Source organism: Nocardia sp. CA-128927, from assembly GCF_050955855.1.
GTDB lineage: Bacteria > Actinomycetota > Actinomycetes > Mycobacteriales > Mycobacteriaceae > Nocardia.
The window spans coordinates 995,064-1,019,563 of sequence record NZ_CP192087.1 but is presented as its reverse complement, the minus strand read 5'-3'; the positions used below and the strand labels follow the sequence as shown (position 1 = coordinate 1,019,563).

The window sequence follows — 24,500 nt, the reverse complement described above, 5'->3', positions numbered from 1 at the left end:
CCTCGTGGCGGAGTGAGGTTCGAACAACTCGTCCAACAGCAGTTGCCGAATGTTCGCCGAGCTCATGGTGCCACTATTTCCGCATGTGCGCGGCCTACCCGGTATCGCACGAATGCCGGGAACGCCACGGCCGCGATCACCACGCCGATCACCACCAGACCGCCACCACCCGCCGCGGCGACGGCGGTACCCAGACTGGCTGCCGCAAAACCGTGGGCAACATCACCGATTCGCGGCCCACCTGCGACAACCACGATGAACACGCCCTGCAGCCTGCCGCGCATCTCGTCGGTGGCGACCTGCTGCAGCATGGTCACCCGCAGCGCGGCCGAGACCATGTCCACCGCGCCGCCGAAGGCCGAGCAGATCAGCGCGAGCCACAGCCCGACGCCGAGGCCGAGCCCGTGCCCGGTGAAGCCGACGGCCACGCCGAAGCCGACCATGGCCAGGCCCCACAGCGCGATGCAGACGAGCACGGCCAGGCCCTGCCGCCGGATTCGCGGTATCCAGCCGGAGAACACCCCACCCAGCACCGCGCCCGCCGACATGGACGCGAACAGCAGACCGAGCGCGACGCCGCCGGTGGTCGGATCGCCGAACGTCTCGTGCGCGATCTGCGGGAACAGCGCGCGCGGCATGCCGAACACCATGGCGATCACGTCCACCGCGAACGAGGCGAGCAGCACCCGCTGCGTCGCCAGGTAGCCGAAACCGTCCAGCACCGTGCGGAATCCGGCCTTGCGCGCGGAACCGGTCGGCGGCAGCGCGGGCAGTTTCCACACCGCCCAGATCGTGGCGAGCAGCGCGATGGAGTCGATCAGGTAGAGGGTGGACAGCCCGACCACCGGGATCAGCACGCCCGCCAGCACCGGTCCGGCGATGGCGCCGAACTGCATCACCGTCATGCTCAGCGAATTGGCCGCGGCCAGTTGGTCTTCCGGCAGCAGCCGCGGGATGGTCGCGCTGCGGGTCGGCTGGTTCACCGCGAAGAAGGCCTGCTGCACCGCGAACAGGCCGAGCACCACCCACACGTTGTCGATGCCGGACGCGGCCTGCGCCCAGAACGCCACCGCGGTGAGCCCGGTGCCCGCGTTGGTGATGAGCATCAGCTTGCGCCGGTCCATCACATCCGCGAGCGCGCCGCCCCACAGCCCGAAGACGATCAGCGGCACCAGGCCGAACAGCCCGGCCAAGCCGACATAGCCCGAGCTGCCGGTGATCTGGAAGATCTGCTGCGGCACCGCGACGATGGACAGCTGCGCACCGATGATGGTGACGACACCCGAGGTCCACAGGCGCCGATAATCGGGATTTCGCAGCGGTGTCGTGTCGGCCAGCAGTCTCACCGGCGGCAGCATATCGAGTCGAGACCGCTCGGCCGGCTACGACATATCTCACGTGCCGATCGGGAATAGGTCAGGGTTGTAGTCGCTCCACGGTCATCGCGTCCTTCTCGATGAGCACCCGAATCCGGTTGTGCAGCCTGCCCCGTCGGCCCTGCCAGAACTCCACCTCGTCCGGGCGGAGCAGGAAGCCACCCCAGTGCGGCGGCACCGGGATCTCGTCGACATCGTCGAAGCGCGCGATCGTCTCGGCCATCAGCCGGTCCAGCTCGGCACGCGACCCGATCGTCTTGGACTGCCGCGAGGCCCACGCGCCGAGCTGCGAGTCACGCGGGCGGGAGCGCCAATACACCGCGGTCGTCTCGGCGGCGACCCGTTCGATCGCGCCGCGCACGTGCACCTGCCGGCCGAGCGCGGGCCAGACGAAGGTGGCCGCGGCGAACGGGACCGCCGCGAGCTGGCTGCCCTTGGCCGAGTCGTAGTTGGTGTAGAAAGTCACACCCTCCGGTGAGAGGCCTTTACACAGCACCGTCCTGGCGACTGGTCGCGGCGTGCCGTCGGCCAGTGACACGGTGGCGAGCACCATGGCGTTCGGCTCCGCGACGCCGACCGCGGTCGCCTGCTCGATCCAGTGGCGCAGCAACGGCTCCCAGCCGCCGGCCAGCCAGGTCTCGTCCAAATCGACGTCTTCGCCACTGCCGAACGGGGCGCCGCCGTAGTCGGCGCGCATGCCCGCGAGATCGGTGCTCGGCGGGGTATCGGCCGTCTCCTGGCCGCCGGGTGAATTGTCCAGGTCACGCATGGGCCAGACGTTACTCCGCGGTAGCAAGGATCTAAGGTGTTGATGATCGGCATGTGCTCGGCGAGCCTCACCACCCCCTCATCGACCGGAGCATCATGCGGCCCGAAGTTGCAAGGAGAAGTCACAACATGACTACCACCCCCGCGGTGCCTACCGGGCAGACCGCCGTACCCAGCGATTTCGTCAGCGGCCTGGAGGGCGTGGTGGCTTTCACCACCGACATCGCCGAGCCCGACAAGGACGGCGGCGCGCTGCGCTACCGCGGCGTCGACATCGAGAACCTGGTCGAGGGCCAGGTGACCTTCGGTGATGTATGGGCCCTGCTGGTCGACGGCGAGTTCGGCCGCGGCCTGCCGCCCGCCGAGCCCTTCCCGCTGCCGGTGCACACCGGTGACGTGCGCGTCGACGTGCAGGCCGGCCTGGCCATGCTCGCCCCGATCTGGGGCTACCAGCCGCTGCTCGACATCGACGACGAGACCGCCAGGGACAACCTGGCCCGCGCCTCGGTGATGGCGCTGTCCTACGTCGCGCAGTCCGCGCGTGGCATCTACCAGCCCGCGGTCCCGCAGAAGAAGATCGACGAGTGCAAGACGGTCACCGAGCGGTTCATGACCCGCTGGAAAGGTGACCCGGACCCGAAGCACACCGAGGCGATCGACGCCTACTGGGTCTCCGCCGCCGAACACGGCATGAACGCCTCCACCTTTACCGCGCGCGTGATCGCCTCCACCGGCGCCGACGTCGCGGCCTCGCTGTCCGGCGCGATCGGCGCGATGTCCGGCCCGCTGCACGGTGGCGCCCCCGCCCGGGTGCTGCCGATGATCGAAGAGGTCGAAAAGACCGGCGACGCACGGGCTCTGGTCAAGGGCATCCTGGACCGCAAGGAAAAGCTGATGGGCTTCGGGCACCGGGTGTACCGGGCCGAGGACCCGCGCGCCCGCGTGCTGCGTGCCACCGCCAAGCGCCTCGCCGCCCCGCGCTACGAGGTGGCCGCCGCGCTAGAGCAGGCCGCGCTCGCCGAGCTGCGCGAGCGTCGCCCGGACCGGGCGATCGAGACCAACGTCGAGTTCTGGGCCGCGGTGATCCTCGACTTCGCCGAGGTGCCCGCGCACATGATGCCCGCCATGTTCACCTGTGGCCGCACCGCCGGTTGGTGCGCGCACATCCTCGAGCAGAAGCAGCTCGGCAAGCTGGTGCGCCCGGCGGCCATCTACACCGGACCGGCGCCGCGCCGCCCGGCGGATGTCGTGGGCTGGGCGAGCATCTCGCACGCATAGCAATAGCCGAACAGCATTACCCCGCGAGCCGAATGTCCTGCACCACTTGGACGTTCGGCTCGCGTAGCATCCGTGACTGACTTCGGAAAGAGGGGTTGACGGATGCTGGAAAAGGGAATGTCGCGGCGGCGGATGTTCGGCGTGGGCGCCGCGCTCGCCGGGTTCGCCGTCTCCGGATGCGGTACGACGCAAAGCAATACGGCCGCGGCGGAGCCGAGTTCGACCAGTCCCTACCCGATCGCGGGCGATTCCGCCGTGGTCGCCAAGGCCGCGCCCGCCCCGGCGAACAACTCCCCCGCCGCGGTCGCCGCCAGGCACGCGGGCGAACAGCCGCAGCAGTGGGGCGTCGAGATGCCCGGCATCATCAGCACGTTCGCGGCCACCGGCAAGCAGCTGGCGCTGACCTTCGACGCGTGCGGCGGGCCGGGGAACAACGACATTGATGAATCGTTGGTGAACTTTCTGATCGCCCAGCAGATTCCGGCCACGCTGTTCCTGAACAAGCGCTGGATCGACGCGAATCAGGCGCGGGCCGCCCAACTCGCGGTGAATCCGCTGTTCGAACTGGCCAATCACGGTGTGGCACACCGGCCGCTGTCGGTGACCGGCCGGGCCGCCTACGGGATCAACGGCACCGGGTCGGCGCAGGAAGCGGCGGACGAGGTCTGGGCCAACCACGAGCGGCTGGCCGGGCTGGTCGGCAAGCCGCCGCGGTTCTTCCGCGCGGGCACGGCGCACTACGACGAGGTCGCGGTCGCCATCGTGAACGAATTGGGGGAAACCCCGGTCGGTTTCAGCATCAACGCCGACTACGGCGCGTCGGCCAGCGCCGCCAAGGTGCAGGCCGCGATGAATGCCGTTGCGCCGGGAGCGATTTCGCTGGCACACATGCACCGTCCGCAGTCCGGCACCGGCGCGGGCATGATCGCCGCCCTGCCCACCATCCGCGACATGGGGTTTACGTTCGTGCACCTCTGAGCCGCACGCCTTTCGTCGAGCCGCACCGAGAATCGCATGCGATTCTCGGTGCGGGAAATCAGAAAGCGTGCGGCCGGTCAGTCCTCGCCGAGGGAAGCGGACCAATCGACGGCCACCGATTCGCCGTGGTCGACGGTGAAGAAGGCGACCTCCAGGTGCTGGCCGAGATCGACGAGGCCGATCGCGGCCAGCGGCACCGGCTGGACCAGGCGGACGAGCCACGGAGTCGGCTCATCCCAGGCGCGCAGTTCGAGGTCGAGGCGCAGCACCGGATCGTCGCGACCGGAGTAGTCCGCCGCGACCGGGGCCGCGGCGAGCACCGTGGCGTCGGCGCGGCGGCCGTCGGCGAGGATCTTCGAGATGCTGGCCCGGCCGGTCTCCGCGAAGTCGGGGACGTAGAGCACCAACCGATCCCGGTCACCCGGATCGACCCGGCAGCACACCACGTCGCCGGGCTGCATCCATTCCAGGTTCGCCTCGGACACCCGCTGCCGCACCCTGGTTTCGTAGGGCGGAATCCCGTCGACCAGTACCCGAACCCAGAACACATGCCCGGGTGCCCCGTTCGGGTCGGTGGTCGCGGCCCGGGAACTCGGCCGCGCGCCGAGGATCGTCGCCGAACCCAGCGCGCCACGCATCAGCAACTCCCGCCGCGCGGCATCGGAAATCGCGCCGATGCGCATCCCGAAGGTCCGTGGCCGCCGACCGAGCAATCGCCACCCCGAGTTCGCCGACGCCATGTTCATGGGCGCAAAGGTTAGCGGGAGTGTGGTCGGCGACACAGCAATACCACCGCAACCCGAGCTGACCGCGACAATTCCGGCGTGGCGCGGCCGCGCGGGCGCCGGTGGCCGACGGCACAGCTGTCGACCCACACGAACCGGGCTGGTCCGACACGCTTTACCCTGTTCGCATGACCACTGCGTTCCCGACGATTCCCGACGACCTCAAGCCCGCCGACGGACGGTTCGGCTGCGGCCCCTCCAAGGTGCGCCCGGAGCAGTTGCAGTCTCTGGTGAGCGTCGGCGCCTCGGTGTTCGGCACCAGTCATCGGCAGAAGCCGGTGAAAGATGTGGTCGCGCGGGTGCGCTCGGGTCTACGCGAGCTGTTCGGGCTGCCCGACGGTTACGAGGTGGTGCTCGGCAACGGTGGCACCACGGCTTTCTGGGACGCGGCCGCGTTCGGCCTGATCCGGGAGCGTTCGCTGCACCTCACCAACGGTGAGTTCAGCTCGAAGTTCGCCAGCGTGGCCAAGGGCAACCCGTTCATCGGCGACCCGATCGTCATCTCGGCCGAGCCGGGCAGCGCGCCGGAGCCGGTGTCGGATCCGTCGGTCGACCTGATCGGCTGGGCGCACAACGAAACCTCCACCGGTGTCGCCATTCCGGTGCAGCGCCCGGCAGGTTCGGAGAACGCGCTGATCGCCATCGACGCCACCTCGGGCGCGGGCGGTCTGCCGGTGAACATCACCGACGCCGATGTCTACTACTTCGCCCCGCAGAAGTGCTTCGCCGCCGACGGCGGCCTGTGGGTCGCGCTGATGAGCCCCGCCGCGCTGGCCCGGGTCGACGAGATCAAGGCCTCGGGCCGGTGGACGCCGGAGTTCCTGTCGCTGCCGATCGCGATCGACAACAGCACCAAGGACCAGACCTACAACACCCCGGCGCTGGCCACCCTGCTGCTGTTCGCCGACCAGATCGAGTGGATGAACGGCAACGGCGGCCTGGACTGGGCGGTCAAGCGGACGCTGGATTCGTCCTCGCGCCTGTACAACTGGGCCGAGTCGAGCGAATTCGCCACGCCGTACGTCACCGACCCGGCACACCGCTCGCAGGTGGTCGGCACCATCGACTTCGCCGACTCGGTCGACGCGGCCGCGGTGGCGAAGGTGCTGCGCGCCAACGGAATCGTCGACACCGAGCCGTACCGCAAGCTGGGTCGTAACCAGCTGCGCGTCGGCATGTTCCCGGCCATCGATCCCGAAGACGTCAGCCAGCTCACGCGCAGCATCGATTGGGTCGTGCAGAATCTCGGCTGACACACTCGAATACAACGCGACACGCCCTAGATGACACGCCGCGCCGGAAAGTGCGGTAAGTCGAACAGAGCAGATTAGCGGGGTGCGGGAGTCTCTTCGGAGATTTCCGCCCCGCGTGTCTCGCCCCACGAATCCCAGAAGTGCACTACTGTTTCGGAAAGTGGGCGGTGTCGCGGGTCGACGCGGTAAGGAGGTAACGGTGCGTGAACTTCGAGTGATCGGGGTGACGCCCGACTCCACGCACATCGTGTGTATCGACACCGAGTCCGGCGCGAAGTACCGGCTTCCCGCCGACGACAAGCTACGAGCCGCAGCGCGCGGAGACCTTGCCCGATTCGGCCAGATCGAGATCGAAATGGAAGCAACTATGCGTCCTCGCGATATTCAGGCTCGTATCCGTGCCGGCGCCTCCGTCGACCAGGTCACCGAAGAATCCGGCATGCCGGCCAGCCGCGTCGAGCGGTTCGCCTACCCGGTGTTGCTGGAACGTGCCCGCGCAGCCGAACTCGCGCAGAAGGCGCACCCCGTCCGCCCCGACGGCCCCGCCGTGGAAACCCTCATCGATGTCGTCACCGCCGCCTTCACCGAGCGCGGCCACAACATCGAGGGCGCCGAATGGGACGCCTGGAAGGACGAGAAGGGCTTCTGGGTCGCCCAACTGCAGTGGCAGAACGGACGTTCCGAAATCGCCGCGCACTGGCGCTACCAGCCGGACGCGCACGGCGGCTCGGTCTCCCCGCTCGACGACCCGGCCTCCGATCTGATCGATCCCGACTTCGGCCGCGCGCTACGCGGCCTGGCCACCATCCAGCTCGCCGAGGCCGAGGCACCGGCGCCCGCACCGCAGCCCGAGCCGACGGTCGAACCGCGTCCCACCCCCGCCGCGCCGCCCGCCCGCACCGCCGCACGGCAGCAGAGCCAGCCCACCCTGGACGAGTACTACGAACAGCGTGCCGTCGCCGCCGGTGGTGCGAACACGCCTGCCATCACGGCGGGCACGACCACGACCCCCACTGCCGCAACCACCGCGACGCCCACCGCGGCCAACCCGGCACCCGCACCGAGCGCGCCCGCGCCGACGACCCCGAGCACTCCTCCGGCGGAGACCACTCCCGAGGCGCCTGCCGCGTCGACGAAGCCCGCCGCCGAGGAGCCCGCGAAGCCTGCTGCGAATGGCAAAGCGCCTGCTAAGTCCGCGCGTACCAAGCGTGGCAAGGCACCCATGCCGTCCTGGGAAGACGTGCTGCTCGGAGTCCGCAGCTCCGGCCACTGAGAAGGCTGTTCCGCCTCTCCGCGTATTCAGGCCGGACTTAGGTGCGTTGTCGGTTGCGTTGGCGACTGGCGGTGCTGTGGTGGTTGGGTAAGCCCGTCCCCGGTGAGTTACCCATGTGCTCGCGAAATCAGTTGGTGCGCTGAGGGCCTGTGCGCCGGGCGACTCGTCCGGTCCGCGAGGCGCGCCTCAGCGGCTGAAATCGGTTTGCTGACAGGGCTGCCGGGTTTGCTGGAGCTGTCGGGGCACGAATTTCTGAGCACCGCTGGCGTGTTCAGTGGCCGAAGGTCGGTCGAGAGCGGTGCAGGGCGGGTACCTTTTTAAGGTGTGGTCGACGACGTGCTAGGCGCCGAGCGGAGCACCGATGCGGTGAATTGCTCGACACCACAGTGCGTTGCTCGAAGTTCGCGGAGCTGATTCGTGCAACCATCGGGAGGTGCCGGAAATGCTATCGAAAGCTTCGTCGCTCTGGTACGTCGACGCACCCGATCCGTTGACGGTCCTGCGCGCCAACCATGATCCGGATCCCGATGCCGCACTGGCGCTTGCGAAACAGTTGCACAGCGACCGGGACGTGCTGCCGATCATGGTCGGCACCCTCGCGGGCTGCGCCGGTCCGGACCTCGACGAGGTGTACATCGGTTGCTACCCGGGCGTGACGGTGGTGTGCTCGGCGCAGGCGGCGCGGGTGCACCCGACCGAGATCCCGGAACTGCTGGTCCGCCCGCTGGCCTCCGAGCACACCTTCCTGGTGTCGTTCGACACCGCGCACGGCTGGGGCGCGTTCGCGCATTGGGAGCGCGGCGAATTCCGCAGAGCGTTCAGTTCCAGCCGGGTGAACATCCTGGAGGACGAGGGCCTGCCGCTGGTGTGGGAGCGGCCGTACTGGGCGGGTGAGCATCCGGTGCGCTGGCACGCCGGTGAGTTGCCGGACCCGCAGACGCTGCCGTTCGACCCACCCGATTTCGCCGACGCCGCCAACAACGAATGGCTCGGCTTCCACTACCGCTCACCCGCCGCCGAAGGCGCCCTGGTCCCCGGCGACGTCGCGGTCTGCGGGTTCACGCTGTACCCGAAAGGCCAAGCGCCCGACCCCGCCACCCTCGTCCCAGCACAGCAGGAGCCGGAAATCGTGCGACCCAGACGCGGCCTGTTCGGCTGGCTACGCGGCCACGACCGCGTCTCCTAACCCACCAACCCATTGATCAGCAGCGCAACCCAGCCGAGCAACACACCGACCGCGCCGCCGCCGACCACCCACCTGGTCACCGGCGACCAACGCCACCGCCACGCGGTCGGCGCGGCACCTCCCGCCGCGATCAGATTCACCGCCACCGCGAGCAGCGGATGCACCTCGGCGAGCGCACGTCCGAAGGAGAACACCGCGGTCGCGGTCAGCAGCGCGACCATGATCGCGACGGTGATCCCGGTGCCCCACGGGGTCGGGCCCTGATACGGCGGGTAGTTCACGTCCGCACCCGCTCGTAGAACGCCATCGCGGCCGCGGTGGCCACGTTGAGCGAGTCGGTGCCCGGTGACATCGGAATTCGCGCCCGCACATCGGTGGCTCGCATCGCGTCCTCGCTCAACCCCGGACCTTCGGCGCCGAGCAACAATGCCACCCGTTCACCCGTCATCGCCGTGGCCAGATTCACCGCGGCCGGGTTCGGGGTAAGAGCGACGATCTGGAAACCCTTGCGCCGCAGTATATCCAGACCGTGCGGCCAATCGGGTACGGAAGCGAACGGCACCCGCAACACATGCCCCATGGACACCCGCACCGCACGCCGGTACAGCGGGTCGGCACACCGGTCACCGAACAGGATGGCCTCGGCGCCGAGACCGGCCGCGTTGCGGAACATCGAACCGAGGTTCTCGTGATCGTTGACGCCCTCCAGCACGGCCACCGTGCGCGCCCGTTCGAGCACGTCGTCGAGGGTGAGCGGCGCGGGTCGCGGCGCCACCGCGAGCACGCCGCGGTTGAGGTGGAAGCCGACGACCTCCGCCATCACCTCGGCGGAGGCGCGGTAGTACGGCATGTCGGCACCGGCCAGTTCGTCGGCCAGTTCCTGACGCCGCTTCTCGACGCCGAGAAACGCGGTCGGCGTGAATCGCGAATCCAGCATCCGCTGCACGACAACGACGCCCTCGGCGATCACCAGACCCTTGCGGCCCGGCAGATCGGGGCGGCGGTCGGCGGAATTGAGGTCGCGGAAGTCATCGACCCGGGGATCGGCGGGGTCGTCGATATCGATCACTTCGGCCACGGCTACATCCTGCCTGGACACGCCGCCCGGCGCCGCCATCGGTTCGGTCGAGTCGCCGGTGGTAATTCGAATGCGGCCCGGACCGCGGCGTGCGAAAGTCGTGCCATGACGCTGCCAAACGGAATCACCATTCGGTCGGCTACTTCGGACGACGACGCCGCCGTCACGCGGCTCGCCGATACCGCCTTCGGTATGCGATTGCCCTCGGGCCTGCAGTCACCGGCCACCCGGGTCTTCGCCATCGAGGACGCGGTGGTCGCGGTCGACGGCGGACGGGTCGTCGGGGCGACGAAGGCGGCGCGGATGACGCTGACGGTGCCGGGCGAACGCACGGTCGAGGTGTGCGGCATCGCGGGAGTCTGTGTCGCGCCGACGCATCGGCGGCGCGGCATCCTGCGGGCGATGTACACCGAGCAGCATCGGCGCACCGAGGCGGACGGGTTGCCGCTGACCATCTTCACGGTGAGCCAGGGCACCATCTACGGGCGCTTCGGCTACGGGCCGACGGTGCGGGAGAACGCGGTCAGCATCGATCGGCGGTTCGCCGAATTCCGGCCGACGGCGCCGGATCCGGGCGGCGTCGAACTCGCCACTCTCGCCGAGGTGACCGATCAGGTGCGGGCCGTCTACGACCGGTGGCGCCGGATCGTGCCCGGTGCGCAGGCGCGTCCGGAGGCCCGCTGGGCGATGCTGTTCGCCGACCCCGCGGAGTTCCGGGGCGGCAGTACCGATCTCTTCGCGATGGTGCACCCGGACGGTTACGTGCTGTACCGCTACGGCCGTGCCCAGGACGTCAACGTCGCCGAGGTGGTCGAGATGCGGACGGTGACCCCCGACGCGCATGCCGCGCTGTGGCGGGCCCTGCTCGGACTGGAGCTGGTGACCCGGGTCGACACGGTACTCACCGACAACGACCCGCTGCCCTACCTGCTCACCGATCTGCGGCTGGTCAACACCACCGCGCGCTATGACGCACTGTGGTTGCGGCTCATGGACATTCCGGCCGCGCTGACCGCCCGCACCTACCAGCGCGACCTGGATGTCGTACTCGCGGTGACCGATCCGTTCCGCGGCGCGGGCGGCAGCTTCGCCCTCACCGTCCGCGACGGCATCGCCGAATGCACGCCGACCACCTGGTCGGCCGATATCGAGCTCGGCATCGACGTGCTCGCCAGCATGTACCTCGGCGCCTACCCCGCACGGACCTTCGCGGAAGCAAACCGCTTGCAGGCCAAGGATTCCGCGACAGTACGCGCCATCGACGAGGCCTTCGCCACCGAACGCGACGCCATCCTCGGCTGGTTCTTCTGAGCTCACCGGCGAGTGGCACATGGTGGCGGGGCCTACTCGGCCGATGCCGCCGTCATGTGCCACACGCCGGAGTGTGACCTAGGAGAAATGTCCGGATCGGCGGTCTGCTGGCATGCTGGTGGGCATGAAGCCGATTCAGCTCATCCTCAACATCCTCTGGCTGGTGTTCGTCGGGTTCTGGATGGCACTGGGCTACATCCTGGCCGGGATCATCTGCTGCATCCTGATCATCACCATCCCGTGGGGCATCGCGTCGTTCCGGATCGCGACGTACGCGCTGTGGCCGTTCGGCCGGACCACGGTGGAGAAGCCGGGCGCGGGCGCGGGATCGCTGGTCGGCAATGTCATCTGGGTGATCGTCGCGGGCTGGTGGCTCGCCCTCGGCCACCTGCTGACCAGTATTCCGCTGTTCATCTCGATCATCGGAATCCCGTTCGGCTGGGCCAATTTGAAGCTCATCCCGCTGTCGCTGTTCCCGCTCGGGCGCGACATCGTGGACAGTGACCAGCCGTTCGGCGCTCGCTAACTCATTCGGATTCGGCGACGATCTGCTTCATGATGCCGACGGCGCGGGTGAGCACCACGATCTGATCCTCGGTGAGACCGGAGAGCTGCTCGGTCATCCAGGCCTCGCGGGCGTGTGTCTCGTCGGCGATGAGCGCGCTGCCCGCCTCGGACAGCGACACGATGATCTGGCGGCCGTCGGTGGGGTGCGGCTTGCGCTCGACCATCCCCAGGTCGGTGAGCGAAGCGATCACGCGCGTCATCGACGGCGGTTGCACCCGTTCTCTCGCGGCAAGCGCCCCGGGAGTCATCGCGCCGTCGCGCGCCAGGGTCGCGAGGGCGGAGAGCTGGGTCAGCGAAATCTGGGAGTCGGCGCGGCGGCCGCGCAGATGACGCGTCAGTCGGACCACTGCCAGTGAGAGCTCACCAGCGAGGGCCCGAACATCGGATGGCGTTGTCACAGAGGTGAACGATACGGGACCGCTGCGCGTCGGACGCCCGTTCTCGCAGCTACGCTGGTGCCGTGACTGAGAAAGTGCCGCAGATCCCGCCGCGGCTGACCGATCCGCGCCCGGTGCTCGCGGTCGGCAGCGCGCTGTGGTTGCTGGCCACCCTGGTGGTGTGGGCGAGCGGCGATCGATGGGCCTCGGTGCTGCCGGTCTGCCTGATGGGGATGGTCGTCGGCGTGCTCGCCCTGGGGATCTTCCTGATCCAGCGGCGCGGGGCCCGCCGGGGCGACAAGGGTGCGCAGACCGGGCTGTAGCGGACGCACGGGCGTCAGCCGACCTCGAAGTCGTTGGTAGTTCCGGTGAAAGGGTGCAGCGCGCCATCGGGGCTCAGGCTGTCGGCGTAATGCTGAAACCGATAACGTCCGGGCGTGGCGTCGGTCGGGATGTCCCAGGTGAAGCGCGCCACGGATTCGGTCGCACCGCGCTTGCTCCAGAAGTACTTCACCGCCCATTCGCCCTCGTTGGCCTCGCGCACCCACTCCCCGGACACGTTCTGCCGCTGCACCTCCAGGAAGGTGCTGTTGCGGCGCGTGTTGTGTTTCGGGTGGGCGGAAACGAATTCGGCGGCGACCTGGGTGCCGCGGGCGTAAACCGGGGCGGGCTGGGTCAATACGTCGCCGAAGTTGCGACCGAGCGGAGTGGTGTCCGGGCCCGCGCCCGGCTGGAAGTTCGGCTGCAGGTTGGACACGTCACGCGGCGCCGGACCGCGCGGGACGACCTGACGAGCCGCGAATGCTGTTGCCAGCCTGGTGAATTCCTGCTGGTAAGCGGGAAGGGTGTAGCGGCCGAACATGGTCGAGGCGCCCTCGTACTGCTGAGAATCGTATTCCTCAGGGGTGGTGACGTATTCGTGGTAGGCGTTCGCGTAGCCCTGCATCAGCACCTGCTCCAGCGGCACGCCGAGCGCGTCCGCGACCGCGCGGCGCACCCGAAGACCCGAGGTGATGGTGAATTCCCCACCTGCGGCGGCCAAGTAGAGCTCGCCGAGCCGAACGATCTGAATCGGCAACACATTCGGCACCCAGGCAACCGGCGGCATCAGGCCGAGCGGCGCGGCAATCGCCTTGGGCGCCTGGGCATCCGCGAGCCAGGCGGGGGTGGGGGTGTTGGCACCGCCGAGCGCGTCCAGGAACGGATTGCGGACGCCTTCCGGGATCGGGGCGCCGGGAAAACCCGGGCCGTCCTCGATGCTGCCTGCGATGAGCGAGACGCCCGCCGCCGCGGTCGCGGTGTGCCTCGGCTGTCCGTCCGGGGTGAACCGGCCGTCGACGGCGATGTCGGCCAGGTCGATGTAACAGAGCATGGAGTCGATCGGTCCGCTCATCGACCGCGCCTGCGCCAGCGCGGCTTTCGACGCCTGGTACTGGCGCTCGCCGATGATGCGGGTATTCTCGAACTCGTTCTCGGTGGGGCCGGAGCCGGGGCGCAGGTTCAGGTTCGGGGACATGTCGCCCGCGTTGGTCTGGGCGAAGGCGGCGACGAAATCCGGTGCGCCGTCGAGGTAGCGGACGCCGTGCTCGAGGTGCTCGTAGGAGAACGACGCGTAACCCTTGTTGTCCGCGCTGATCAGCCGGTTCTCGTTGGTCATCGAGGTGCAGTGGGTGGCGAACCAGGTGATGGCGCCGACCTGCCGACCGCCCTTGACGAGCGAAAGGACGGTCACCGCCGGGTCGATGGCCGCGGGAAAGTGTTCTTTGTCGGCAACGGGATTGAGCTCCCAGGCCACCCGCGATCTGTTCACGCTCGCGTCGTGCAGCTCACCGTGCCCGAGCGCCAGCGCGCCAGGGCCGAGATCGGCGTCGGCGGCCGCGATGGCCTCGACGATGCCGTTGACCTCCGCGTCGTACACCTGCTGCTGAAAACCCAAGATGGACAGGTTGTATGCGTAATCGTTACTGGAGCCGCCACAGGTCGCGTGCGAGTGCGTGGAGGTGAGCACCAGATTCTGCTCGGTGTACCGATCGCCGAACCGTCGGGCCAGCTCCGCGAGCACGCCACGGTGCACGGATTGGAAGATCATGCCGTTCTCGGCGACCACGAATACGACGCGCAGTCCGGCGCTGCCGATGATGAACGCCCTGGCCCGCGGGCGCAGGTGGATGCCCGCCGTCTGCTGCTCCAGCTGGGAATAGCCCATCATTCCGCATTCCGCGGCAGGCCCGGTGATGTCGGATATACCGACACCTATCTCGTAGCCGCCGGAACCCGGAGCGGCCGCCGCCTGCGCACCGAACGGGCCGGACATGGCGGGTACCGCCGCCGCGGCGGCGAGCGTCGCCGAACCGACAACGGTTCGGGCAAGAACGGTTCTGCGCGACAGCGGCATACGCGTCTCCTTCGATCCTGATGGCAGCGAACCATACAACTGGTCACTCGTCCAGTCGAGATTTTTCTACCGGCGAATTGACTGCACGCTCCCCGAGCGCTTAACTCCCTGGGGTGTCCTCCCGATTGAGCGTCGAAGAAAGACGGGCCCACCTTATCGAGGCCGCTATCGGTCTTGCCGAAAAAAAGGGCGTTGCGGGCGTGACCACGCGCGATGTCGCCCAAGCGGCAGGAGTCTCGCTTGGTGTGGTGCATTACTGTTTCGAAAACAAGGACGCGCTGATGACCGAGCTGGTCAAGGCGTTGTCGATGGAATTACGTGATTCTGTCGACGCCAATGAAACAGTATGGCAAGACGTCGGAAGTGGAAAAGAAGCACTTCAAAAATTGATCCGTGCGGGGCTGGAACTGATGTGGCTCAACATAGAAGCCACTCCGGAACGTCAACTGCTCACTTACGAAACCACCACTTACGCACTGCGTGAAGGGGAACAAACTCCGGCGAAACTCGCGATCGCCCGCGAGCAGTACAACTTCAACGACTCCACCGTCGCCGACATCCTGGAACACGCGCGCGACGCGACCGCGAACCAGTGGTCGGTCCCGCTCAAGTCGCTGAGCCGATTCACCCTCAATGTGATCGACGGCGTGGTGCTGCGCTGGCTGGTGGACAACGACAGCGAGTGCGTGCGTTCGCAGCTCGATCTGCTCAGTCAGATGATCGCCGAGTACGCGGCTTAATCGCTGCGGGACAGTCGAATTCGCCAGCGCTACTGCTGCACCCGGAAGTGCACGGTGTCGCCCTCGCGCCACCAGGGAACCGACGCGGTGGTCTCGACCGCGTCGTGCAGGCGCACCTTCAGGTCGTCGTGCAGCACCAGGTCGCCTGCCTGCGGAGGCAACGAGAAGAGTTGCCGCAGTACGACTCCGAGCGGCTCGGCGGACCAGGTGGTGCGACGACCGGTGGTCAGCACCTCGGCGGTGACGGACTCGGAGACCAGCGGCAGGTCGAGCAGGGTCGCCAGGGCCGGTGCGGTGTCGATATCGCCTACCACCAAGCGATCTGACGGAATCGCGAAGCCGAACCAGGGCTGATCGAGGACCAGCGCTTGCGCCGGATCGATGACGGCACCGGACAGGGCACGCACCCGGTCGGGCAGGTCGAGGTCGGTGAGATCCAGGTGATCCGCGGCGATCGCTGCGGCCAATCTCGCGTGAGTACGCGAAATCACCTCGGGGGTAGGCATTTTCGATGGGTCGGCGAGCGCGTTGAGCAGCGCCGCGGCCAACTCTGGGGTGATCACGGCCGAGTCGGCCAATATCGCACGCATCGCCGCGGCGTCGTCGGCGAGACCGGGGACGGCGAATGTCGGCAGCAGCCCGGCGAATTGGGTGTCCGACGGGTGGCGGAGCAGGCCGAGGGGCGTGCCGTCGATGCGCGCGTTGGTGCGCAACCACCAGGCGGTGTAACCGTCGCGATCGGTGAGCAGGCGGCGGGTGCGCGGCGCGGAAGCCAACTGCCACAACGCCTCCGGCCAGGCCGCGTCGTCCACCAGGTCGAGATCGCGAATCGCGGCCAGCTCCGGCGGATCCTCCGACAGCGTCGACCACCAGAGGTCCTCGTCGTCCAGATCGTGATCCGGGCCGGTCGGATCGGCCTCGACCTGCACGGTGAAATCCCAGCCGACGCCGATGGCCCGCAACGCTTGCGCGCCATAGCCTTCCACCACGGCCGGGTCGATCGAACTGAACGGTGAATCCTCGACCAGCAACTCGCGCAACGGTGCGTCGGGCAGCAGCAACTCGTCGGCCGGGCGCAATTCGCCGTCGACATCGGGCAATTCGATCAGACGGAGCCAGGACGGGAGTGCCGTTGGATCGGCGAGCACCGCCAGGCGGAGGACCGCGTCGATGGTGTCCGCGTCGTCCGGGTGATCTTCCAGTTCGGCGCGTAAAGCGGGTTCGCTCAACAGATCTTCGGCGGTGGCCGAGCGCGCGCCGAGCCGGGCCAGCAGCGGATGTGCGGCCTCGGGGTGCACGAGCCTGGCCCAGTGGACCGGGATCGCGACCTCTAGCTGGTCATCGAGGACAGTTGTGCGTGGCCCGGTGACCAGGCGTCCGTCGGCCAGCGGAACCGCAAGCGCCCCCAGCTCTTCGGCGGCCAGCGGGTCCACCACAAACGGCTCCAGTGCTGCGTACAGCGCGTACCACCACTGCGGTGCCCGTTCCAGGCCGCTCGACAACTCCGCCAGTCGCGCCAAGCCGAGTCGATGCACGTCCAGCACGCCCAGTGCCTCGGCCTGTCCGCGACCGGACAGCTCCGGAATCACCAACGGGCCGACCACATCATCGAGGAGGCGTGCCAGTTCCTCGGTCAGGCCGGTGAGGGCGCTCGCTCGCGTCGGTATAGCAACGTCGGCCAGGTCAGTGGTCGGTTCGTCGAACAAGTCTGAACTGTCGAGCAGCTCGATGCTCCGGGCAGACGACTCATCGCCGGTCCACACCGGTGCGTCCGCAGCATTGGGCGACGATGGGGCGCCTGCTGCGTCGAACAAGCCTTGGCTGACGTGGGATTCGGCATGCGCGGACAGGTCGTCGCCGGGCGAAGTCGCCAGAGCGGTTTCTGGCGAGCTTTCCGCGGTGGACGAGTCATGTTGTGGCACCGGGCCGAACAGGGCGGCTGCGGCGTCCTCAGCCGCCCGGTCGGCGGTACTGGTGGTGGCCGGATGCGTGACGACGATCGGCAGCCAGGGGTGCGTTTGGAGCTCTCGGATGAGGGCTTCGCGGAGGAGGCCGTCGGCCTCGCTGCGGGCGAAGGCGGGGGTGGGGACCAGGACGAGGCGGTCGCGGGGTGGCAGGGCGCGGGCGAAATCCGCGTAGCCGGTGGCCAGTTCGGTGAGGCGGGCGCCGGGGAGGAGGCGGCGGCGGTCCGGCTGCATGGCGATGTCGGCGATCAGCAGGGCCGGGAGGGAGAGCTCCTCGTCGGAGCGGGTCGGTGCGCGCAGCACATCGGGGGCGGCAGCGATGGGCCTGCCGTTGCGGAGCGGGAGGAGCCAGCGGGCGTGGGGTGCGCGGTGCTGCCACCAAGCCCGGTGCTTATCGCCTGGGCCGTCGACTCGGAGCTCTTGCAGGTCGTTGCCGAGATCGGTGGTGGTGCTGGTGAATTCCGCAGTCTCGATCGTGATGTGTTGCAGTGCGGGCAGTTCCAGCAGCAGGTCGATGGCTTCCGCGTGCATGCCGGCGAGTAGCGCGGCGGCATCGATGTCCGGGCGCAGGCGCAGCACGACTTCGGTGTCGAAGCCGTCTGCGGGCGCGGCCTCGGTCGGCCAGGCCATCCGCAGCACCGGCGGTGCGAAACCGTCCGCTGTGTCGTCGGCCGAGCTGTCGGGGACGCGGATGTTGTGCTGCCGCAGGGCATCCCAGGTCAGGTCGCGGGAGAACCGGAGCGAACCGGTGGTGGAGCGCAGTTCGATCTCGTCGCTGACCGACAGCACCGCGGTGAAGCCGACACCGAACCGGCCGACGGCCGTGACATCCGACTTCCCCGATGCCCGCAACGCGGTGAGTGCGTGCACGCCGGAAAGATCCAGCGGCGCACCGGTATTGGCGATACGCAGATCGCCACCGTCGAGCCGGACCACCAACCGACCCGTGACACCGGCCTTCGCGGCAGCGTCGGCCGCGTTCTGAGCCAGCTCGGTCAGCAGCCGATCCCGGTAACCGGCGCGCACCAGATCCGCCTCGGTCGCCGCGTCTTCCCGCAGCCGGGTCGGCGAATCACGCCAGGCGGCAAGAACTCCCGCCCGCAACGCCGAAGTGCCGAACGGATCGGCCGTCTCGGTCAGCTCTGCGGCGATGACTCGACCGCCCGGCCATCGGCCTCGTCGGCCCCGCCGTCCACGACCTGCGCGTCACCTGAAGACGCCTGCGCGGCATCCGCACCGGTTCCCGCAGCACTGTCAGCATCCGCTTCGGCGTCACTGTCGGCAGTCACACCGACTCCCGCAGCATTGTCGGCACCGGCTTCGGCGCCGCTGTCGGCGACAACGGCGGCCTGCGACGCCGCATCGACGGCATCGACGGCATCGACGGCATCGACCGAGGCTGCCGCGGTATCCACAGGGCCAGAGCCACTTTCGTCGCCAACCTGCGCATCGGCACTCGGCTCGACAACGGAGTCACCGCTGTCGGCGAGAGCGGTCTCTTCCACGCTCGGCTCGGCCACAACCTCGACGCTGGGCTCGGCATCCGCGACAACATCGCTATCCGCAGCGCAACCTTCGGCACCGGCCTGCACATCCGCGCTCAGCCCGGCCTCGGCGTCCGGCACGACCGCAGCACCCGCGGAAGCACTTTCAACCTCAGTGACGGCAGCATCCACACTCGGCGCAGCGGCGACATCCGTCTCGGCCGAGACAGACCCGCTGTCCACAGTGGCAGCGCCACCTTCGGCAGCGGCCTGCACATCCGCACTCAGCCCGGCCTCGGCATCCGGCACGACCGCAGCACCCGCGGAAGCACTTTCAACCTCGATGACCGCAGCATCCACACTCGGCGCAGCGGCGACATCCGCCTCGGCCGAGACAGACCCGGTATCCACAGTGGCAGCGCCACCTTCGGCACCGGCGTGCACATCCGCACTCAGCGCGGCGTCAGGAACAACCGCGGCCGCGCTGTCGGACTCGGCGTCCGCACTTGGCAGGTCGGCGACGGCCGCAGCCGATTCGACGACGCTGGATGCGTCTGCGGCCGGTGCGGCGTTCGCCTCCGCTACAGCTGGCGCATCCACCGATTCCACATCAGCGACAGGGCTTTCGGCATTCGGCACAGCCTGCGCATCGACCGATTCGGCCTCGACACTGGACGCTTCCTCGACCGGCGCCACATCGACATCCGCTACCGCCGATTCGACCTCGGCCACAGCGGCTTCCTCGACCGGTGCCTCGGGCGCGACAAGCGTTTCGGTCGGGATCATCTCCACGGCCGCGTCATCGAACGCCTCGTACAACGGCGAACCACCGCCCGTGGGAGCCACGGTGTCGGAGTGGGCGCCACACCCGTAGGCGGCGTGCACGACGTGTCCGTCCGCGCCCATGGCATTGCCGCAAACGCCGAACGCCGCGCGCAGGGAACCGGCGAGCGGGAGATAGAAGCCACACAGGCCACAGGTGGACGGTGCCGCCTTGGCCATGTCGGCCTCGGGACCGAACTCGGCGTGCCAGCGCTCGGCGGCCTCTTCGCGACCCTCGAGGCTCATCACCTGGGTGCGGCCGAGGCCGATGTCCATGGCGACCTCGTCGACGGCCGGGTCGCCGTTGGCGACGTAGCCGGGCACCAGGCGCGGGTCGTTGGGCGGCGGGGCGAGCAGGTCGCCCGGCGCCAGATCACCTGGCCTGACCCGCTGGTCCCACGGCACGAAGTCGGGCGCGACCAGGGCATCCGGGCCCGGCAGCAGAGCCGATTCGCTCACCGTCGCATAGTCGGCCTCCGGTGGGGCGGCCACGACGACCGCCCACTGCCAGCCGCGATAGCCGGGCAGGGTGGCCTCGAAGCGGTGGGTTGCCGCGCTGTCGTCCTCGGTAGCCACGCCGAGATGCGCCCCGACACCGGCTGGTTCCAGCTCAAGGAGCGCACGGCGGGCCAGATCGACGGCATCGGCCAGAATCGGCCTGACACCGGACTCAGAAACAGAAACTGCGCTCACGGCCTACATTTTGCCGTATGAAACGCAATCGGCGGACGTTGGCCATCGGTGTGCTGGTCGGTCTGGTCATCTGGGGCGGGTGTGCGGCCGCCGAAGATGCGTCGCCCGCGATGAATGTCGAGGTCGTGGCCACCCGGTCGCATGATCCGCGCGCGTTCACCCAGGGTTTGGAAATCGACGGCGACGTTCTCTACGAAGGCACCGGCCTGTCGGGCGCGTCGAGCGTGCGCGCGACGAACCGCGACACCGGTGCGGAATTGGCGCGGGTCGAGCTGCCCGCGCCGTACTTCGGTGAGGGGCTCACCGTCGCGGGGAACATTCTGTGGCAGCTGACCTGGCAGGACCACACGGCCTTCGCCAGGGATCCGCGCACCCTGGCCGAAGTCGGCCGGGTGTCCTACGAGGGCGAGGGCTGGGGGCTGTGCACCCGCAAGGGCAGGCTGGTGATGAGCAACGGCACCGACACGCTCACCTTCCGTGATCCGGTCACCTTCGCGCCGACCGGTTCGATCCGGCTCACCAGCAACCAGTCCGCGCGGCTCAATGAACTCGATTGCGCCGAGGACGGTTCGGTGTACGCCAACGACTGGCCGAGCGACCACATCCTGCGCATCGACCCGGACACCGGCGAGGTGCTGGATCTGATCAACGCGAGCGGCCTGCTCCCGCCGACCGTCCCCAGAACGAGTCAGGACACGCTCAACGGAATCGCCCAGATTCCCGGCACCGACCGGTTCCTGCTGGCCGGTAAGAACTGGCCGACCACCTTCGAGGTGCGCTTCGTGCCCGCCTGATCCCACGTGACTTCCCGCACAGCGATTCGCATGCGATTCGCTGTGCGGGGAAGTCCAGGGACATGCACCGCCGTCTACGACGCGATGAACGTCACCATCCGCCGACACCTCCGAGAGCGAGTGAACACCCAGCACCGAAGTACGACAGAATTGAGGACGTGACTACTCCCCGCGAACCTTCCGGTCCCGACCGTGATCGGTGGGACGGCGAGGAGTACCCGCCGATCGAACGGCATCCCGGTTTCGACCGGTATCCGCCGCCCAACACGCCGTCCGGCCGCAGGCCGCTGCCGCCGTTGGACCCCGATCGCGGCACGCGCCGGCCGGACCCGCAAACCTCGCGACCCGACCTATCGGACGCCGAGACCCGCCGACACGCCACACCCGACCCCTCCGATGCCGAGACTCGCCGACACGCCACGCCGGACCCAGCGGATGCCAAGACCCGCCGTCATGGGACGCCACGCTGGGGAGTCCGGCGCGAAGACGAGGCTCATGCCGAAACCCCGCGCCACGTCTTCCCGCATCGCCCGGAACCGCCGCGCCACCCGGAGCCGGATCACTCGGCTCCTCCCCCGGCCACGCCAGCGGCCCCACCCCCGACCGCACCGCTACCCGAGCAATCGGCGGCCGACGCGTCTGGGGAATCCCCCACTCCGCCTGGCACCCAACGCGTTCCGCGCAAACTCACAGTCACCCGCGTCGCCGCCATGCGCGGCCGCCAGCTGACCGAAAAAGGCATCGCCACCTTCCAGCGCGCGGCGAAGGCGGACGGCGCCGACAAGTCCGGTCTCACCGCACTGACCTACGCGACGATGGCGAACTTCGCGCTCGACGCCGCGGTCGCCGTCTCGCTGGCCAACACCCTGTTCTTCGCCAGCGCCACCGCGGAGAGCAAGACGAAAGTCGCGCTGTACCTGCTGATCACGATCGCCCCGTTCGCGGTGATCGCCCCGCTGATCGGCCCAATGCTGGACCGGCTGCAGCACGGTCGGCGGGTGGCGCTGGCCACCTCGTTCGCGTTGCGCGCCGTGGTCGCGGTGGTGCTGATCCTCGAATTCGACAGCTGGGCACTGTATCCGCTCGCGTTGTGCATGCTGATCGGCAGTAAATCGTTCTCGGTGCTGAAGAGCGCGGTGACGCCACGCGTACTGCCGCCCGATATCGACCTGGTGCGCACCAACTCTCGGCTCACGGTCTTCGGTTTGGTCGGCGGCACCATCGGCGCGGGCGCGATCGCCGCGCTGTCCGCCGCGATCGCCGGATCCAGCGGCGCGCTGATCTTCGCGACGGTGATCGCCTGCGCCGGAACGTATCTCAGCCTGCGCATCCCGTCCTGGGTCGAGGTCACCGAGGGCGAGGTGCCCGCGACGCTGAGCTACCACGCACCCACCGAGGTGCTCTCGCCCGAGAAGGAATCCGCGACGCCGCCGCGCAAACGCAGGCAGCCGCTCGGCAGGTCGGTGGTGACCTCGCTGTGGGGCAACAGCGCCATCCGGGTGCTGACCGGATTCCTCACCTTCTATGTCGCCTTCGTCGCCAAGGCCACCGAACACCGCCCGGCCCAGCAGGCCGCGATGCTCGGAGTGGTCGGCGCGGCAGCGGCGATCGGCAACTTCACCGGCAATGCGACCGGCGCCCGGCTCAAGCTCGGCAAGCCGACGCTGATCGTGCTCGGCTGCACCGCGGCCTGCACGCTGGTCGCGCTGTTCGCGACCTTCGCCAACAACCTGCTCGGTGCGGCGCTGGCCACCCTGGTCGCGGCGGGCACGAGCGCGCTGGCGAAGGTGTCCCTGGATGCCTCGATCCAGGACGATCTGCCGCCCGAGTCGATCGCCTCCGGTTTCGGCCGTTCGGAGACTGTGCTGCAGCTCAGCTGGGTTGTCGGCGGCGCGGCGGGCGTGCTGCTGCCGACCGACTACTGGAAGGGTTTCGCGGTCGTCACCGCGATCCTCGTGATCGGCCTCGTGCAGACCTTCGTCAGTTACCGCGGCCATTCGCTGCTGCCCGGCCTCGGCGGAAATCGTCCGCAACACGCGGAACAGGAAGTCCCCGCGACCCGGCCGATGCCACACACTTCGAACACATACCGCCGACCAGGCGCGAGCGGCGGAGAGACACGTATTCAAGGAATAGGAGACCCTAGCCAGTGAGCAGCAAGCTGAGCCCTCGCGCTATCGGCGCGCTGGTCGTTGCCGCACTACTCGTGGTCACCGTGGCCTTCGTCGGCGTACTGGTGGTGCTGGTGCGCGACGCGGAGAAGCACGATCCGGTGATCACCGCGTACGCCCACGGCAAGACGGTGAACGTCACGCCGTATGTGTACTGCTCGGTGCGGATGGAGGACTGCCGGTACGGGCAGACCGTCGCGCTCGAGGTGCCCAAGGACTACCCGTTGCAGCTGTCGTTGCCGAAGCAGATCGCGGACGCGCCGTGGCTGGCCCAGCTGGTCTACGCGCTGCCCAACGGTGACCGGATCGACCGCGTGATCAGCCACACCGACTTCGCGGCGGGCGCGCTGGCCGTCACCATCGAGTCGCATCCGGAACCGGACCTGCGGCTGGTCGGGGTCGAGCTGCAGCTGCCGATCCTGGCCAGGGACAAGGACACCGGCAAGGAGTTCTACCTCCCGCACGCGGCCTGGTCGATCAGCACCGCGGCCTGACACGCCGACAAGCGCGTTGGCTCGCGAACGAGCCAACGCGCTGTGGCCTATCGATCAGTTGGTCGGCGAAGCGCCGAGCCGGTAACGCCCGACGACTCAGTGATCGAGTTCGCGCGCTACCGCGCGGACGACCTCTGAAATGCGTTGCGCCGTCTTGCGATCCGGGTAACGCCCCTTGCGCAGGTCCGGCTGCACCGTCGCCTCGAGCAGGGTGATCATGTCCTCGACCATCCCGTGCAGCTCGTCCGGCGTGTGCTTGCGGGCGACGGGCTCCTTGCGGACACGCTCGCGTTCCTGACGCTCCTGGCCCTGCCGAACCGACGGCGGGGCCTCCAGCAGCTTCAGGCTCAGCGCCTGCGGGCCACGACGGCCCGCGGCCATGCCGAATTCGACGCGCTGCCCCGGCTTGAGTCCCTCGACGCCATCGGGCAACGCGGACGAACGGACATAGACGTCCTCACCCTCGTCCTGGGAAAGGAAGCCGAAGCCCTTTTCGACGTCGTACCACTTCACCCTGCCGGTCGGCACTGCGCTCACCCGTTCATCATCGAAAAACTCGAACCCCACCGGCCCGAGCACATCTACACACGGAACCCGCTGCGGCACAACGCCGGGAACAGGTTCTCTTCTGTTTGCGAAAAGAACGCGCCCAGCAGTGATGCGGGACGCGCGTGCCTACGAGTCTACCCCGGTGCCTATAACGCAAGCACATC

At 68.5% G+C, this 24,500-nt stretch carries 21 protein-coding genes and 1 pseudogene; 12 read left to right on the top strand and 10 right to left on the bottom strand.

Features of this window, described 5'->3' with window-relative positions; all coding sequences use genetic code 11:
• Window positions 1-62: 62 nt before the first annotated feature.
• Complete coding sequence (locus ACQPW1_RS04980) at window positions 63-1,346, bottom strand: MFS transporter (protein WP_433661586.1); 1,284 nt, start codon at window positions 1,344-1,346, stop codon at window positions 63-65.
• Window positions 1,347-1,416: 70 nt separating this feature from the next.
• Window positions 1,417-2,145, bottom strand: coding sequence for a pyridoxamine 5'-phosphate oxidase (gene pdxH / locus ACQPW1_RS04975; RefSeq protein ID WP_433661585.1), 729 nt, complete (start codon window positions 2,143-2,145; stop codon window positions 1,417-1,419).
• 128 nt (window positions 2,146-2,273) lie between these two features.
• Here pdxH and ACQPW1_RS04970 point away from each other — a divergent pair, with 128 nt between their 5' ends.
• Together ACQPW1_RS04970 and ACQPW1_RS04965 are read left to right on the top strand one after the other, a co-directional pair.
• Window positions 2,274-3,422 carry a citrate synthase 2 gene (locus ACQPW1_RS04970; protein ID WP_433661584.1) on the top strand — a complete coding sequence of 383 codons (1,149 nt, stop codon included), beginning with the start codon at window positions 2,274-2,276 and terminating at the stop codon, window positions 3,420-3,422.
• A 102-nt stretch (window positions 3,423-3,524) separates the two neighbouring features.
• Window positions 3,525-4,400, top strand: coding sequence for a polysaccharide deacetylase family protein (locus tag ACQPW1_RS04965; protein ID WP_433661583.1), 876 nt, complete (start codon window positions 3,525-3,527; stop codon window positions 4,398-4,400).
• Between the two features lie 77 nt (window positions 4,401-4,477).
• Here the strand turns inward: ACQPW1_RS04965 and ACQPW1_RS04960 are convergent, their stop codons facing one another.
• Window positions 4,478-5,146 (bottom strand): hypothetical protein, encoded by a 669-nt coding sequence (locus ACQPW1_RS04960; RefSeq protein ID WP_433661582.1) that lies wholly within the window; start codon window positions 5,144-5,146, stop codon window positions 4,478-4,480.
• A 167-nt stretch (window positions 5,147-5,313) separates the two neighbouring features.
• Here ACQPW1_RS04960 and serC point away from each other — a divergent pair, with 167 nt between their 5' ends.
• From serC to ACQPW1_RS04945, 3 genes are all read left to right on the top strand, one after another.
• Window positions 5,314-6,438, top strand: coding sequence for a phosphoserine transaminase (gene serC / locus ACQPW1_RS04955; RefSeq protein WP_433661581.1), 1,125 nt, complete (start codon window positions 5,314-5,316; stop codon window positions 6,436-6,438).
• A 199-nt stretch (window positions 6,439-6,637) separates the two neighbouring features.
• Window positions 6,638-7,711: a septation protein SepH gene (sepH, locus tag ACQPW1_RS04950; protein WP_433661580.1), complete on the top strand. Its 1,074-nt coding sequence runs from the start codon at window positions 6,638-6,640 to the stop codon at window positions 7,709-7,711.
• Window positions 7,712-8,153: 442 nt separating this feature from the next.
• Entirely contained in the window at window positions 8,154-8,897 is a 744-nt protein-coding gene (locus ACQPW1_RS04945) for a DUF6928 family protein (protein ID WP_433661579.1), read from the top strand.
• On the opposite strand, the gene ACQPW1_RS04940 is transcribed toward ACQPW1_RS04945, so the two are convergent.
• Window positions 8,894-9,178 (bottom strand): DUF2537 domain-containing protein, encoded by a 285-nt coding sequence (locus ACQPW1_RS04940; protein ID WP_433661578.1) that lies wholly within the window; start codon window positions 9,176-9,178, stop codon window positions 8,894-8,896. The genes ACQPW1_RS04945 and ACQPW1_RS04940 overlap by 4 nt on opposite strands.
• Entirely contained in the window at window positions 9,175-9,975 is an 801-nt protein-coding gene (locus tag ACQPW1_RS04935) for a TrmH family RNA methyltransferase (protein WP_433661577.1), read from the bottom strand. Before ACQPW1_RS04935 ends, ACQPW1_RS04940 begins: the two co-directional genes overlap by 4 nt.
• A gap of 105 nt (window positions 9,976-10,080) precedes the next feature.
• Here ACQPW1_RS04935 and ACQPW1_RS04930 point away from each other — a divergent pair, with 105 nt between their 5' ends.
• Together ACQPW1_RS04930 and ACQPW1_RS04925 are read left to right on the top strand one after the other, a co-directional pair.
• Window positions 10,081-11,286: a GNAT family N-acetyltransferase gene (locus tag ACQPW1_RS04930; protein ID WP_433661576.1), complete on the top strand. Its 1,206-nt coding sequence runs from the start codon at window positions 10,081-10,083 to the stop codon at window positions 11,284-11,286.
• 124 nt (window positions 11,287-11,410) lie between these two features.
• Window positions 11,411-11,812, top strand: coding sequence for a YccF domain-containing protein (locus tag ACQPW1_RS04925; protein WP_433661575.1), 402 nt, complete (start codon window positions 11,411-11,413; stop codon window positions 11,810-11,812).
• Between the two features lies 1 nt (window position 11,813).
• Here ACQPW1_RS04925 and ACQPW1_RS04920 read toward each other — a convergent pair whose 3' ends face one another.
• Window positions 11,814-12,251, bottom strand: coding sequence for a MarR family winged helix-turn-helix transcriptional regulator (locus ACQPW1_RS04920; protein WP_040731040.1), 438 nt, complete (start codon window positions 12,249-12,251; stop codon window positions 11,814-11,816).
• Between the two features lie 62 nt (window positions 12,252-12,313).
• On the opposite strand from ACQPW1_RS04920, the gene ACQPW1_RS04915 reads away from it, so the two are divergent.
• Window positions 12,314-12,553: a DUF2530 domain-containing protein gene (locus tag ACQPW1_RS04915; RefSeq protein WP_433661574.1), complete on the top strand. Its 240-nt coding sequence runs from the start codon at window positions 12,314-12,316 to the stop codon at window positions 12,551-12,553.
• A gap of 14 nt (window positions 12,554-12,567) precedes the next feature.
• Here ACQPW1_RS04915 and ACQPW1_RS04910 read toward each other — a convergent pair whose 3' ends face one another.
• Window positions 12,568-14,625, bottom strand: a complete 2,058-nt coding sequence (locus ACQPW1_RS04910; protein ID WP_433661573.1) for a neutral/alkaline ceramidase — start codon at window positions 14,623-14,625, stop codon at window positions 12,568-12,570.
• Window positions 14,626-14,750: 125 nt separating this feature from the next.
• Here ACQPW1_RS04910 and ACQPW1_RS04905 point away from each other — a divergent pair, with 125 nt between their 5' ends.
• Window positions 14,751-15,365, top strand: a complete 615-nt coding sequence (locus ACQPW1_RS04905) for a TetR/AcrR family transcriptional regulator (protein WP_433661572.1) — start codon at window positions 14,751-14,753, stop codon at window positions 15,363-15,365.
• 29 nt (window positions 15,366-15,394) lie between these two features.
• Here ACQPW1_RS04905 and ACQPW1_RS04900 read toward each other — a convergent pair whose 3' ends face one another.
• Entirely contained in the window at window positions 15,395-18,433 is a 3,039-nt protein-coding gene (locus ACQPW1_RS04900; RefSeq protein ID WP_433661571.1) for a sacsin N-terminal ATP-binding-like domain-containing protein, read from the bottom strand.
• A gap of 1,091 nt (window positions 18,434-19,524) precedes the next feature.
• Window positions 19,525-20,328: pseudogene (locus tag ACQPW1_RS04895) on the bottom strand (DUF3027 domain-containing protein); the annotation flags it as partial.
• Between the two features lie 17 nt (window positions 20,329-20,345).
• Between ACQPW1_RS04895 and ACQPW1_RS04890 the strand changes: the two are divergent.
• The 3 genes from ACQPW1_RS04890 to ACQPW1_RS04880 all read left to right on the top strand — a co-directional run bounded on the left by ACQPW1_RS04890 (window position 20,346) and on the right by ACQPW1_RS04880 (window position 23,787).
• Window positions 20,346-21,122: a glutaminyl-peptide cyclotransferase gene (locus ACQPW1_RS04890; protein ID WP_433661570.1), complete on the top strand. Its 777-nt coding sequence runs from the start codon at window positions 20,346-20,348 to the stop codon at window positions 21,120-21,122.
• A gap of 158 nt (window positions 21,123-21,280) precedes the next feature.
• Window positions 21,281-23,275 carry an MFS transporter gene (locus ACQPW1_RS04885; protein ID WP_433661569.1) on the top strand — a complete coding sequence of 665 codons (1,995 nt, stop codon included), beginning with the start codon at window positions 21,281-21,283 and terminating at the stop codon, window positions 23,273-23,275.
• The gene (locus ACQPW1_RS04880; protein ID WP_433661568.1) at window positions 23,272-23,787 is read left to right on the top strand and encodes a DUF2771 domain-containing protein; all 516 of its coding nucleotides are present in this window, start codon (window positions 23,272-23,274) and stop codon (window positions 23,785-23,787) included. The genes ACQPW1_RS04885 and ACQPW1_RS04880 overlap by 4 nt, the downstream gene beginning before the upstream one ends.
• 96 nt (window positions 23,788-23,883) lie before the next feature.
• Here ACQPW1_RS04880 and ACQPW1_RS04875 read toward each other — a convergent pair whose 3' ends face one another.
• Complete coding sequence (locus ACQPW1_RS04875; protein WP_191094095.1) at window positions 23,884-24,315, bottom strand: cold-shock protein; 432 nt, start codon at window positions 24,313-24,315, stop codon at window positions 23,884-23,886.
• Window positions 24,316-24,500 lie beyond the last annotated feature (185 nt).

Excerpts from the sequence above, each read along its gene's own strand:
- pdxH (WP_433661585.1), bottom strand. The coding sequence starts at position 2,145 with ATGCGTGACCTGGACAATTCACCCGGCGGCCAGGAGACGGCCGATACC.
- ACQPW1_RS04970 (WP_433661584.1), top strand. The coding sequence starts at position 2,274 with ATGACTACCACCCCCGCGGTGCCTACCGGGCAGACCGCCGTACCCAGC.
- ACQPW1_RS04965 (WP_433661583.1), top strand. The coding sequence starts at position 3,525 with ATGCTGGAAAAGGGAATGTCGCGGCGGCGGATGTTCGGCGTGGGCGCC.
- ACQPW1_RS04960 (WP_433661582.1), bottom strand. The coding sequence starts at position 5,146 with ATGAACATGGCGTCGGCGAACTCGGGGTGGCGATTGCTCGGTCGGCGG.
- serC (WP_433661581.1), top strand. The coding sequence starts at position 5,314 with ATGACCACTGCGTTCCCGACGATTCCCGACGACCTCAAGCCCGCCGAC.
- ACQPW1_RS04945 (WP_433661579.1), top strand. The coding sequence starts at position 8,154 with ATGCTATCGAAAGCTTCGTCGCTCTGGTACGTCGACGCACCCGATCCG.
- ACQPW1_RS04930 (WP_433661576.1), top strand. The coding sequence starts at position 10,081 with ATGACGCTGCCAAACGGAATCACCATTCGGTCGGCTACTTCGGACGAC.
- ACQPW1_RS04925 (WP_433661575.1), top strand. The coding sequence starts at position 11,411 with ATGAAGCCGATTCAGCTCATCCTCAACATCCTCTGGCTGGTGTTCGTC.
- ACQPW1_RS04910 (WP_433661573.1), bottom strand. The coding sequence starts at position 14,625 with ATGCCGCTGTCGCGCAGAACCGTTCTTGCCCGAACCGTTGTCGGTTCG.
- ACQPW1_RS04890 (WP_433661570.1), top strand. The coding sequence starts at position 20,346 with ATGAAACGCAATCGGCGGACGTTGGCCATCGGTGTGCTGGTCGGTCTG.